12 protein-coding genes are annotated in these 12,028 nt (G+C 40.7%); 5 read left to right on the top strand and 7 right to left on the bottom strand.

Annotation, left to right across the window (positions count from 1 at the left end):
• Positions 1-218 precede the first annotated feature (218 nt).
• Complete coding sequence (locus K1X66_06590; protein ID MBX7158035.1) at positions 219-746, top strand: antibiotic biosynthesis monooxygenase; 528 nt, start codon at positions 219-221, stop codon at positions 744-746.
• 154 nt (positions 747-900) lie between these two features.
• Here K1X66_06590 and K1X66_06585 read toward each other — a convergent pair whose 3' ends face one another.
• A complete protein-coding gene (locus K1X66_06585) occupies positions 901-1,362 on the bottom strand; it encodes a DUF5069 domain-containing protein (GenBank protein ID MBX7158034.1) in 462 nt (153 codons plus the stop codon).
• A 99-nt stretch (positions 1,363-1,461) separates the two neighbouring features.
• Here K1X66_06585 and K1X66_06580 point away from each other — a divergent pair, with 99 nt between their 5' ends.
• The 3 genes from K1X66_06580 to K1X66_06570 all read left to right on the top strand — a co-directional run bounded on the left by K1X66_06580 (position 1,462) and on the right by K1X66_06570 (position 3,775).
• Positions 1,462-2,031: a hypothetical protein gene (locus K1X66_06580; GenBank protein MBX7158033.1), complete on the top strand. Its 570-nt coding sequence runs from the start codon at positions 1,462-1,464 to the stop codon at positions 2,029-2,031.
• Positions 2,032-2,083: 52 nt separating this feature from the next.
• Complete coding sequence (locus K1X66_06575; protein MBX7158032.1) at positions 2,084-2,539, top strand: SRPBCC family protein; 456 nt, start codon at positions 2,084-2,086, stop codon at positions 2,537-2,539.
• Positions 2,540-2,704: 165 nt separating this feature from the next.
• The gene (locus tag K1X66_06570) at positions 2,705-3,775 is read left to right on the top strand and encodes a hypothetical protein (GenBank protein ID MBX7158031.1); all 1,071 of its coding nucleotides are present in this window, start codon (positions 2,705-2,707) and stop codon (positions 3,773-3,775) included.
• An 8-nt stretch (positions 3,776-3,783) separates the two neighbouring features.
• On the opposite strand, the gene K1X66_06565 is transcribed toward K1X66_06570, so the two are convergent.
• From K1X66_06565 to K1X66_06540, 6 genes are all read right to left on the bottom strand, one after another.
• Positions 3,784-4,869: a nucleoside 2-deoxyribosyltransferase gene (locus K1X66_06565; GenBank protein ID MBX7158030.1), complete on the bottom strand. Its 1,086-nt coding sequence runs from the start codon at positions 4,867-4,869 to the stop codon at positions 3,784-3,786.
• A 10-nt stretch (positions 4,870-4,879) separates the two neighbouring features.
• Complete coding sequence (locus K1X66_06560; GenBank protein MBX7158029.1) at positions 4,880-5,302, bottom strand: GFA family protein; 423 nt, start codon at positions 5,300-5,302, stop codon at positions 4,880-4,882.
• A 6-nt stretch (positions 5,303-5,308) separates the two neighbouring features.
• Complete coding sequence (locus K1X66_06555) at positions 5,309-5,785, bottom strand: SRPBCC domain-containing protein (protein ID MBX7158028.1); 477 nt, start codon at positions 5,783-5,785, stop codon at positions 5,309-5,311.
• Positions 5,786-5,891: 106 nt separating this feature from the next.
• Positions 5,892-7,307: a mechanosensitive ion channel family protein gene (locus K1X66_06550; protein ID MBX7158027.1), complete on the bottom strand. Its 1,416-nt coding sequence runs from the start codon at positions 7,305-7,307 to the stop codon at positions 5,892-5,894.
• Positions 7,308-7,355: 48 nt separating this feature from the next.
• On the bottom strand, positions 7,356-10,706 hold the full coding sequence (gene treS, locus K1X66_06545) for a maltose alpha-D-glucosyltransferase (protein ID MBX7158026.1): 3,351 nt from the start codon (positions 10,704-10,706) through the stop codon (positions 7,356-7,358).
• Between the two features lie 10 nt (positions 10,707-10,716).
• Complete coding sequence (locus tag K1X66_06540; protein MBX7158025.1) at positions 10,717-10,866, bottom strand: hypothetical protein; 150 nt, start codon at positions 10,864-10,866, stop codon at positions 10,717-10,719.
• A 126-nt stretch (positions 10,867-10,992) separates the two neighbouring features.
• Between K1X66_06540 and K1X66_06535 the strand changes: the two genes are divergently transcribed.
• A partial coding sequence (locus K1X66_06535) for a proprotein convertase P-domain-containing protein (protein MBX7158024.1) occupies positions 10,993-12,028 on the top strand: 1,036 nt, incomplete at its 3' end.

Below are 12,028 nucleotides of genomic sequence, written 5' to 3'. Positions count from 1 at the left end.
AAGACCTAGAAGAAGATTTGAAGGAAGATTTTGAGGAAGATCGGGAAATAGATTTAGCCGATTTAATGACTGACATAATTATGTCTTTATATGACATAATTATATCAGTCAAAGATTTTTATATTAAATACGACAAATTTTTAACCCTTAGCGCCCTCAAGCAAAGTTTTTGTATAATTTCTTCTTTTAAGAAAAAGCGTGTTATTTTAATTTTTAACATGCCGATTCACATAGCCATCACGCGCCGCGTCAAACCAGAATACGAAGCCGAATTTCAACAAGCGCTTCGGGAATTTTTCCAAGCTTCTTTTAATCATAAAAGCGTCTTGGGCGCCAACCTGCTGATTCCACCGCCCGGATCGAGCACGCGCGAATATGGAATTCTTCGCACGTTTACTAGTGAAGCGGAGCGCGACGATTTTTATGCCTCGCCCCTGTTTCAAGAATGGGAAACGCGCGTGAAACCCATGACAGAAGGAGAACCCACGTCGCGAAAACTCTGCGGACTGGAAGCTTGGTTTCGCGCCAATCAAAAACCACCACCTCGATGGAAAATGGCTATCATCACTCTAATCGGCGTTTATCCCACAAGTCTCGCCATCTCTTTTCTGCAAGGCGCCCATATTTTTACGTCATCATTCCTGAGTCACTCTCTTATTTTTTCTTTAGGCATGGTCTTATGCCTCACCTGGATCGTCATGCCCCTTATCACACGCCTTTTTCGTCCTTGGTTAATCTCTTCTTAGACCTAACAACTTGATTTAGATGGTGTCATCCTCTAGCTCGATTCCAGAAATCCAAGTCCTATTTTCTGTCATCCTCGGGCTTGACCCGGGGATCCAGATTTCTTTAATAGTTAAACATTACGATTCAGATCTTTTATTTAACTATAAACAAATTTCATGAATTCAGCTTCAACCGACCTTCATCAAGATCAATAAACTCAAACATCGTCTGCACCGTGCCCGGTGGTAATCCGATTTCTGCAAGTCGCTCATTCAATCGCTGCGTGCCGGCATCGCGCCAACCGCGCTTGGTCATAAACCCATTCCAGACTTCAATTTCTTCTTCACTCGGCTTTCGGCTTTGAGTAAACGCCCATTCGAGCAATTCCTCATCGGATTTATCGCCCTTGAGCGTCTCCGCTTCCAACTTGGCATAATCCACCTGCAAAAACTGGCAACAACGCCAATCAAAACTTCCCTTCATATTCACGCCTCGCGCCGCGTGCCATCCCTCAGGCAACTTCCCCGCAGCCATGAGCCGAATTTTATCTAACATCCGCCCGAAATAAACAATGCCTTGAATTTGATCAAAAGGGCTACGAAGACCAGAAATAATTGTGGGATAAGATTGTGCCATATCGCGAGTAAAGCATCTTCAACTCTTATCTGCAAACGCACTCCAATGAATGATTCAACTAGATTGCTCTTATAAACAATTTCGGATTAAAATAATGGAATGGAGAAAACTTCTCTTGGAAATTCCACACAAGAACAAGAATTACTACGACCGATCGCTTTGTGGGCTGCCGACTGCGCCGAACAAGCACTTTCGGTGTTTGAAGACCGCTTTCCGACGGATAAGCGACCTCGCGAAGCCATTGAAGGAGGTCGCGCCTTTGGACGTGGCAGAAAACGCGATAAGACCCTTCGCACCCTGGCCTGGGCGGCTCACTCAGCCAGCAAAGAAGCGGATCAACCCGCTGCAAAATATGCCGCGCGCGCCGCTATGTTGACGGCGGCCGTTGCCTACACCCACACCGATCTGCCCAGTGTCGATCAGGCAAGACACGTGCTTGGGCCTCTCGCCTACGCCGCGCTCGCTCTTGAAACAACTGCCGCCGATAACAAATCTAATATGAGCGATCCAATCATTCGTCACGCCATTGAAAAAGCCACTCCTGAAGTTTACCATTTTCTAAAACACATGCCGGTTCAACCTAAGGGAGAAAAAGGGAAAAAAGGAAAAAGTCGCTTAAGCCAACTTTATGCTGAAATAGATTCAGCCCTGCGCGCTAAAGCGCCTTGACTAAAGGAGTGACGAATTTGTTTCTTGGGTTTATAATGCAACAACATCAATTATGAGCACAACCAATACGGTTCGATTTCACCGAGTTCTCCGCGCTAAACCTGAACGCGTCTTTCGCGCCTTCATCGACCCTGAAGCCATGGTCAAATGGCTGCCACCTCACGGATTCACAGCAAAAATTCATCACATGGACGCCAAAGTCGGCGGCTCTTACAAAATGCACTTTACCAACTTCTCCACCGGAAAAAGTCACTCCTTCGGCGGAACCTACCTAGAACTCAAACCCAACGAACGGATTCGCTACACCGACCAATTCGACGATCCCAACCTTCCTGGCGAAATGATTACCACCGTCTCTTTAAAAGAAGTCTTTTGCGGCACCGAACTCAACATCACACAAGAAGGAATCCCGGCCATGATTCCCGCCGAAGCCTGCTACCTCGGCTGGCAAGAATCCTTAACCCTCCTCACCCAACTCGTCGAACCCGAAATTCCGGATCAGGTTTAAAGCTTTTTGCCTAATTAGTATGGAATAATTTATTTTTAACAAAAATTTTAAAATAAAGATAAGGAGAATAATTTTAACTTTAAATGTTCATTGTTAAGCTATAAAATTTACGTGATGAAGAGTAGACTTAAAACTCAAAATTCTAATAATGACAATCCTTCAGTTATGGCTCAACAAACAAAACGTCGTAGTATTTCTAAAATATCAACGAAAGCCAACTGGACTTTTCCAAAAAATACGCTCGAACAAGCAATCGAAATTCCTAAAGCCATTGAACAACAAAACGCAGGCAATCCAATGAAAGCTGATATGCTTTCTAAAGCTGTTGGCTTCAATAAATCAAACGATTGGCGATTTTTAGATTTACTTAAATCAGCCAACCAATATGGGCTTGTTGAAGGTTCAGGTGCTGCGGCAACTGTATCTATGGGGCAAATAGGAAATGACGTTATAGCACCAGGGTCACCACAACAAAGACAAAAAGCGCTTCTTAATGCTTTTCGAAAAGTTGAAGAATTTCGAAAAGTTGAAGAATTTTATAAAGGCAAAAAACTACCAGAAGATGAATTTTTTGAGAATACGTTAGTTCGTGAATTTAAAATTCCCCGCGAAAGAGTAAAAGTATTCATAGAAACTTTTACTAAAAATTTAGATTTTTTGAAAGCATTTCGTGCAGGAGATTTAACTGATCCAACGGATGAAGCAAAACCAACAGGCAATGGAGCACATATTCCATCAAAATCAATAATGACTGAAGACGCAAGCAAGGGAAGAACTTTTCTGGATACTTGTTTTGTAATGATGCCCTTCGGTCATTGGTTCGATTTATATTATAAAGATCTTTTTATGCCAGCTATTAAGGAAGCTGGTATGGAGCCATTTCGTGCAGATGAACTTTTTTCAACTGGAACTGTAATCGAACAAATTTGGGAGCAAATTCAAAAATCGAAAATACTTTTAGCTGATTTAACAGGAAAAAATGCGAATGTTTTTTATGAGCTTGGATTAGCACACGCTGCAAAAAAACCAGTCGTATTTTTGACAGGAAACCTTGAAGATGTTCCTTTTGATCTAAGGCATCTTCGGGTTATTGTATACGATCTTCACGATCCATTTTGGGGTGAAAAATTAAAAACAAGCTTAACAGCATATCTAAAAAATGCTAAAAATGAACCAGCAAAGTCAATACCATCGCCTTTTCGCCACATAGAAAATAAAGAAGAAAAACTTAATTAAGTTTAGATTCAAATAGGCCCACGGCCTAAAGTCGCTTCAATTCGATTTTTTAAAGCTATTTTGAATGCAGGAAGATCATTTTGATTCCATGAAATATGATTGAATTGTCTAGTATCGAAATGAAGCTTATTAAGCCAATCTTCTCGCACTGTCCAAATAACAGGCTTATTTAAACCTGCTGCAAAACCCGCTTCAAAATAAACCCCACCCCGCCCTTCGGTAAAATCTGATATAACAAATCGTGCTCCTCTAATAGAGGCTATAATTTCGTCATCAATTTTATTGTTATGTTCATGTTTATCAATTCTTAATGGTGAATAACCGGCATCTTCTATTGCCGGTCGAAGCGCATCCTGCCATACTTTGTTCATAGACTTATCGAACGACATTGCCACAAACCCTGTTTTGCTATCTGATAAACCTACACTTTCTAAATACTCCCAACCTTTAGGAGCAATCATCATCCAACATGGTCTAAAATCGCCTGTTTTAACATAGTTATCTTCACCCACTAAAAAATTCACGTTCTTGCAAAGATGCTCTATAAGTAAAAATTTTAATTCCATCTCATTTTCAGCCCACGCAAAACTAAGTAATGGAAACATATTAATTGAAATTTTATCATCAGTTGCTCTTGCCGGTAAACCTTCATCAGCCATATCAAGATAATGTTTAAGCCTTTTATCTAGCTGAAATGTTCGAAGTTCTATTACCGTCCCAGCAATAGGAAACATCTTAGAAAAAGCTCGCAATAATTTATGAGCTTTCTCTGCAACACTAGGAGTTTTTAAATCCTTAAGAAATTCTACATCAGCCTCCGAATTAATGACATAACCTTGATTATCGCGGATATATCCTGAAGCGTTTGCAATTTGTCGTGAACTAACATTATTCCATGTCGCTGTTTTTGCGAAGCGGTGTAATCGAAAATGACCACACCTCGAACAAAATATAGAAAGCAAACCATGGATTGAATCTTTTTGTTGTTCTGTATAATCATAATATGCTGGAAGACGACATATTAAACAGCGTTGTGTTAGTGCTCCAAGATTTTTAGATAAAAATCTAACTGAAGTATCAGGGAGGAAATTCATAACTTAACTGCTAAGAACTCGGATATTGTTCAAACTTCGGCAAAGCAGGATCGAGGTAAGTCCAAGGTTGGGCGTCGGAAACCCAGACGTTCATTTGGGATTTAAATTCGCTAGGATCGTCCAAACTCGCTGCGGTAACACCGATCATGCCCGTGGTGCCTTCGCGATTTTGAGCGCCGGTTAAGGGTGAACCACATTTTTCACAAAAACCACGTTTGTGCTGACCCATGGCCACGCTTTCGGTGTAACGATAGTGCAATTGACCCTGTGTTATTCGAAAAGATTTTTCGGGCACAACCACGACATAAATCCCGGTGCCACCCGTCACATATTGACAATCGCGGCAATGACATTGCACCATCATAAGCGGTTCCGCCGAAACTTCGTAACGAATCGCGCCACACGCGCAGCCGCCGGTAAAAGGTGTTTTCATAAAGAGTTATCGGTTTTCCCTTTCGATAAATTTAGTCAATTGCTCCAGCCAAATGGGCCAACCGATCTTATGACGATCGTAGCTCTCCATGGAAAGTAAATTTTCGTGTGTCACCACGAGTTGCGTTTCTTCTGCGCGCGCGTGAAATATTACTGTCACGCGTGACTCATTACCTTCCAGTTCGCCAAACTTTTTGCCACTGTTGTCCTTCTCCCAATCCAACGTATAAACCAGTCGTTCGGGTGGTTTTACTTCCAGATAGGTTCCAGACATGGTAAAGAATTCGTCATCTGCCATTCTAATCTGAACCCAAAACCTGCCGCCAACGCGAGGATCTATTTTTACCGATTCAATAGCCACACCCAACCCCAGCCATTCTTTGACTTGCATGGGATCTGTCCACGCCTCCCATACCCGTTCACGCGGCGCTTCAATAAAACATTCAACCTGTAATTTAATATTTTTTGTTAGGTTTGAATTCATACTTTCTTTTTAAGGATTAAGAATTTTTCTCCAAGTCATTTTTAAGCGATGATCTGAGAATTTCTGTCTAGCTATTGAGCTAAAGAAAATGATCGACTAGGTCGTCTTAACGAATTCCGAAAGGAACTGCGTCTTTATGCCAAGCGCCTTCCCATCGAGCTTTTGGCAAACATTGAGGATAATTCTGCGTAACAAAATCAATTATTTCTTCACGAATATGACATCGCAAATCAAACGCGCTAGGCGCATCCTTAGCACTGGCAATAATTCGAACTTCCATGGTATTTTCTCTTAAATCCGTCACTTGTAATGCAAACACGGCACGATTCCATAAAGGATTTTTTTCAACAATTTTTTTAGCCTGTTCTCTTAATACGGCAACCGGAACGCCATAATCCAAATAAAACATTACCGACCCGATTAAATCGGTGCTTTTTCTTGTCCAGTTTTGAAATACTTTTTCATTAAAATAACTCAAAGGCACAATCAACCGGCGCTGATCCCAAACCTTAATGACCACATAAGTTAAAGTAATTTCTTCAATGCGACCAAACTCTCCCTCTAAAATTACCGCGTCGTCCAATCGAATTGGCTGAGTCAACGCTATTTTGAATCCCGCAAAAAGATCCGCCAAAGTTCGCTGCGCCGCAAAACCCACAATAATACCCACCACACCTGCCGAAGCTAAAATGCTGGAACCCAAATGTCGCAAATTCTCGAACAACATAAAAATCGAGGCCACTGCAAAAATGGTAATAGCAACAAAAGCTACTTTTTCTAAAACCTGAAATTGCGTATGAATTTTTCGCGCATTAAAATTATCCGCATCATCCAAACGATAGCGTTTTAAAAAGTAAGATTTAAAAACCAAAACCGTTTGATGTAAAATCCATGCAACTATGATAATGAATACTATCGCAAGTGTCTTTTGAAGCGCCCACTCAACCCGATTTGAAAAATTGAAATATTGCAAAATTAAAGCAAATCCAATCACTCCGAACACCCCCTTTTTCACTTTCATGAACAAGGCTACCACTAAATCATCGACCTGATTTTGAGTCTGATCCGCACGCTCTTTGAGAAATAAAAGACCCGTCCTCACCAAGCGCACCACTAACCCGTAACACAACACTAAACTCGCTAACCTCATTAACCCTGCAAAAAAAGGCAAAAGATGAAGCGTCGGATGGGCTGTTTCCACGCTTAATAGCAAGGGTGCCAAAGCGTAATAAAATCCCAAAATCCAGGCCCCTAAAAACACTGGCTTCATCACTGCAACAAAAAATTTTTGGAACCACGTCGTTTTACTCACTCTCAATCGCCATCGATAAAAGCTATGAGCCAAAAAAATAACCAACGCAGCAACTATCAAACTTAAAAGTGAAAGCACAATGGTTTGATTCGAAAAAGTTTCGAACCAATTTCTTGAAGAGAAAAAAGGGGAAAGCTGGATCAGTTTTTGAACCCAACTCGTCGCCTTTTCCGAAAAATAATGAGCGCTCTCAATAAGAAAAGATTCCATAGTTTTTAAACCAACAATATTTTTATATTTTGCGCCAAACTCTTAAATTCACAAATTCTGACGCGTGAATTCATTTTTCAAAATCTGTGGCAATTTTTCAACAATACTTTGAGACTGCATCAATCGCTCAATGCCCAAAAGTGGAATACTAAACCAAAGTGGACGATGATTTAACTCATAACCCACTTCGTAAAGAGCTTTTTCTAAAATTAACGATCGCAATAATAATTTTAAAATATCAGAATCTTGCGGCAACAAAGAAGAATCTCCCATCACCTTAAAATAACTTTCCAAAAAAGCCGCACTCACATAATTCGTCCAAAATAACACGTAATCTTTAAGAAAATCGCGATCCTGGGGCAAAGTCAGACGCGATTGCAAAAAAGTGCCAAACGCCACATAATCCAATGAACGCAACATCCCCGCCACATCATATAGAGGTGAGCGTTTCATACGCCGCTCACCCATTGGGCGCACAGGCTCACCCTCAAAATCGATGATAATAAAATCTTTTCCCGTAAATAAAACTTGCCCCAAATGATAATCGCCATGAATACGAATGCGTTTTGCGATTATTTTATTCTGTAAAAGTCTTTGCTGGTCTGCGCTAATTTTATCACCCATCAACAAAAATTTTTCTGCTTCGGAACGCATAGGTTGCTCCAAAAAAGACAACTGTTTCTCAATCAAACGCTGCTGGCGTTTCAAAGAAGCGTGCAAAGATTGGTAAAGCGATCGCTGATAAAGTTGAGTAAAAGGTTCAGGAGAAAACTCCAACTGTTCTGTTTCACGTCCTAAAGCAAGATGCAATTCAGCTGTGCGCTGTCCTAACAGACGCATGTGCTGTAAAAAAACACCTTCCAATAAAACATAGAGCCTTTCAGGGAGTGGCTCTTCTGGAGCAAGTTCAGAAAGATAAGGAAGATTTTCACGATCTGCCAAGACCCTTTCAAAAAAACGGCCCAACGCTCCTTGGGCATAATTCCAGGCATTACCCTCATTTGCTACAAACTCTTGTAAAATAGCTAATGAATAACTTTCTCCTTTTTCCGTGACATAATCTAAAGCTCCCACATAACGAGGAATATGGGTAAAACCTAAATCGCTAAGATAACGATTAATTTCAACATCAGGATTTACGCCCTCCTGAGTTTTGCGATACAACTTAAGAAAAAATTTATCTCCATAAATTAAGGCGCTATTGCTTTGGTCCAATTCTAACATCTGCGAAGTTTGAGGAAGTTTTTCCTGACGATATTTTGTTGCAATATTTTTAGAAGAACTGCCAACTAATTTACCTTTAGCGCCTTCTAATTTCTTGCGACTTAAAATAAAACTTAACAATTGATGGCGAAAACTATCATTAGCCATCGCATCAATTAAATAACCCTTAGATTCCCCCTCTTCCCATTGAGCCAATAAGGATAAGGGCGAAATTTGAGAAATAACCTCTTTTTCACCCAAAGTATGAATTTGCAAAGGAACAATAAAAAATTCAGGCAACCCTTCGGTATAAAGAATCTCAACAATGAAAAATTGAGTCGCCAAATCCTTCACACTGGACATTTCGAAAGAAATTTGGTCATGAATAAGAATTTTAAAAATAGTTTTCGCTTTACCGCCAAACCAACGACAAACAGGCAAATAATGAGATAAAATTTGTGTTTCCAGTTTCTGTTGAAACATCGGACTTTCGAAATCTGCTTGATCTTCTAAAAGTAAAGGCTCCACCGAACGCGAGATTACTTTTTTCTTTTCAGAAGAAAGTAATAACCAAAAACAATCGTAAGGCCCTAAAGTAATAACAAAAGGCGCTTCACGAATCATCGGCAATCGATTATGACTAAAAACCTCCTCAGGAATTTGTCCCGCATATTCAACCAAATGCAATTCTGCAACCTGCAAAAAACGCGAAAGATTAATTAAAACCAAAATCGTTTCTTCCTCATAAGTTCGAGTAAAGGCTAAGACTTTATTATTATCCAAATTTAAAAAACGAATGCTGCCGCGACCAAAACATTTAAAATGTTTACGCATCGCAATTAAACGCCGCGTCCACCATAACAAGGAAGAAAGATTTTTTTCCTGAACTTCCACATTAACTGTTTCGTAATGATATTCTGGATCAATAATGACCGGCAAAAAAAGTTGTTGTGGATTAGTTTTGGAAAAGCCCGCGTTTTTATCTGCATTCCATTGCATCGGCGTTCGCACTCCATTGCGATCACCTAAATAAATATTGTCTCCCATCCCAATTTCATCGCCATAATAAATAATCGGAGTGCCAGGCAACGAAAGTAGCAGCATGCTCAACAACTCAATTTTGCGACGATTATTGCCCAACAAAGGTGCCAAGCGACGGCGAATGCCCAAGTTAATGCGCGCGCGTTGATCCTTAGCAAATACGGTATACATATAATCACGCTCTTCATCTGTCACCATCTCCAGCGTTAATTCATCGTGATTACGCAAAAACAGCGCCCATTGCGTCGTTGCAGGAATCGCTGGCGTCTGATCTAAAATATCCACAATGGGGTAGCGATCCTCACGATTCAAAGCCATGTAAATACGTGGCATCAAAGGAAAATGAAATGCCATATGACATTCGTCACCCTGACCAAAATATTTTGCCGCGTCTTCCGGCCATTGATTGGCTTCCGCCAGCAACATGCGATCAGGAAAATTAGCATCCACATGAGCACGCAGATCTTTTAAAAAGTTATGCGTTTCTTCTAAATTTTCACAATTGGTTCCCTCTCGTTCAAACAAATAAGGCACCGCATCCAAACGCAATCCATCGACTCCCATCTCCAACCAAAAGTCAATCACCTTGAACATCATTTCGCGCACCGCAGGATTGTGAAAATTTAAATCCGGTTGATGCGAATAAAAACGATGCCAGTAATAAGCTCGACCTACAGGATCCCACGTCCAATTTGAAGCTTCAAAATCTTTAAAAATAATTCGCGCTTCGGAGTAAACATGCGGCGAATCGCTCCAAACATAAAAATCGCGCCAACGTGTTCCAAACTCAGCACGACGCGATTCCTGAAACCATCGATGCTGATCGGAAGTATGATTCAGCACCAACTCGGTAATCACGCGCAACCCGCGTTGATGCGCTGCTTTTAAAAAAGTTTTAAAATCTTTTAATGTTCCATAACTAGGATGAACTGAAAAATAATCCGAAATATCATATCCATCATCACGCAATGGTGAGGGGTAAAAAGGCAACAACCACAACGCTGTTACTCCCAAATTCTGTAAATAATCCAATTTCTGCGTCAGCCCAACAAAATCCCCTATTCCATCTCCATCACTATCGGCAAATGTCTTGAGATTCAGTTCGTAAATAATCGCATCTTGATACCATTGAGATTGCAGTTTGGCGTCATTCATCCTTATTAATCTACACCTTTTTCACTTTCTTTTCGATTGTTAAACGCTTCGGTCCTAGTGTGTGTTCTGCTTCTTGCTGAAGTCGCATCTGATTTTTTTTCTTCTTAGGTTGTTTTTCATATTCTCGAAAAGCTTTTTTATTTGGGGTTGATTTTATCATAAATGGAATCTAAGCTATTTCTTCTTCTACGCCAAATGACGTATAGCGAATTTTATTAAACTCAGCATAGTATCACCATTCTTATTTAACCCAACCAAGGAGAAAAACAAAATTAAGGACAAATTTATGAAAAAACAAAATTATAAAAAACTATGGTTAGCATGCCTCGCGAGCTTGGCAGGCTTAACTTTATCCACTCAAGCTCAAATTGTGCCAACGGAACCGGCTAATGTCATTTCTAACTATTACACATCAAGTGTGAATGCTCCAGTGCCCATTCCCGATCTTAGCACCAACACGGCAACTTTTAATATTACCAACGCCGTCGGAAAAGTTTGGGATGTCAATTTAAGAACCTCTATTACTAACTCTTTTGCTGACGATTTAGATATCTACCTTACGTCCCCTCAAGGCACTCGAGTTGCCATAACAACGGATAATGGTGGCGCGAATGATAATGTATTCGACGGCACTTGGTGGGATGATCAAGCTGCCACCAACAGTTCAGATGCTAATTATGTTGATTTAGTGCCTCAACCAACCTTACAACCAGAAGGCGCTATGTCTGCTTTTAATGGTGAAAATCCGAATGGCACCTGGACTTTAACAGTTATCGATGACGCGGGTGGAGATATTGGTACACTTAATGCTGCTCAGCTTGATATTGCCACTTATGTCGGCAAACCAACTTATGTCACTAAAACTTATACTAACAGTGTGTCAACACCGATTCCGGATAACGCATCGATCAATCCCACAGTCAGCGTAACCGGATTGCCTTATCGTATTAGTGAAATCAAAATCTTTACCAAAACACCTCATACATCCTGTGGTGATTTAGACGTCACTTTAACTTCACCTCAAGGAACAACAACAACACTAGTAACGGATCGTGCCGGTGGTTCTACCAATGTTTTTGACGGAACATTATGGTATGACAATGCAACGGAAGCTGTTGCTGATTTAACAACCCCTTTCCAAGACAATGTCGTAAAAACTGAGCTAGTTCCGGAAGGTTGCTTGGGCGCATTTAATGGCGAAAATCCTAATGGCACCTGGACCTTAAATGTTACCGATGACAACCTCAATGGCAATGTTGGCAACCTTGACAACTGGTGGATCGAAATTACCACTTGCGCAGCTGGTGTGAATGATGTTAACG

The organism is Verrucomicrobiia bacterium, assembly GCA_019694135.1.
Lineage (GTDB): Bacteria > Verrucomicrobiota > Verrucomicrobiia > JADLBR01 > JAIBCM01 > JAIBCM01.
Note: the sequence above shows the minus strand (reverse complement) of the source record. Positions and strands in the feature narration are given on the sequence as shown.

Excerpts from the sequence above, each read along its gene's own strand:
- treS (MBX7158026.1), bottom strand. The coding sequence starts at position 10,706 with ATGAATGACGCCAAACTGCAATCTCAATGGTATCAAGATGCGATTATT.
- K1X66_06550 (MBX7158027.1), bottom strand. The coding sequence starts at position 7,307 with ATGGAATCTTTTCTTATTGAGAGCGCTCATTATTTTTCGGAAAAGGCG.
- K1X66_06570 (MBX7158031.1), top strand. The coding sequence starts at position 2,705 with ATGGCTCAACAAACAAAACGTCGTAGTATTTCTAAAATATCAACGAAA.
- K1X66_06540 (MBX7158025.1), bottom strand. The coding sequence starts at position 10,866 with ATGATAAAATCAACCCCAAATAAAAAAGCTTTTCGAGAATATGAAAAA.
- K1X66_06585 (MBX7158034.1), bottom strand. The coding sequence starts at position 1,362 with ATGGCACAATCTTATCCCACAATTATTTCTGGTCTTCGTAGCCCTTTT.
- K1X66_06565 (MBX7158030.1), bottom strand. The coding sequence starts at position 4,869 with ATGAATTTCCTCCCTGATACTTCAGTTAGATTTTTATCTAAAAATCTT.
- K1X66_06555 (MBX7158028.1), bottom strand. The coding sequence starts at position 5,785 with ATGAATTCAAACCTAACAAAAAATATTAAATTACAGGTTGAATGTTTT.
- K1X66_06575 (MBX7158032.1), top strand. The coding sequence starts at position 2,084 with ATGAGCACAACCAATACGGTTCGATTTCACCGAGTTCTCCGCGCTAAA.
- K1X66_06590 (MBX7158035.1), top strand. The coding sequence starts at position 219 with ATGCCGATTCACATAGCCATCACGCGCCGCGTCAAACCAGAATACGAA.
- K1X66_06580 (MBX7158033.1), top strand. The coding sequence starts at position 1,462 with ATGGAGAAAACTTCTCTTGGAAATTCCACACAAGAACAAGAATTACTA.
- K1X66_06560 (MBX7158029.1), bottom strand. The coding sequence starts at position 5,302 with ATGAAAACACCTTTTACCGGCGGCTGCGCGTGTGGCGCGATTCGTTAC.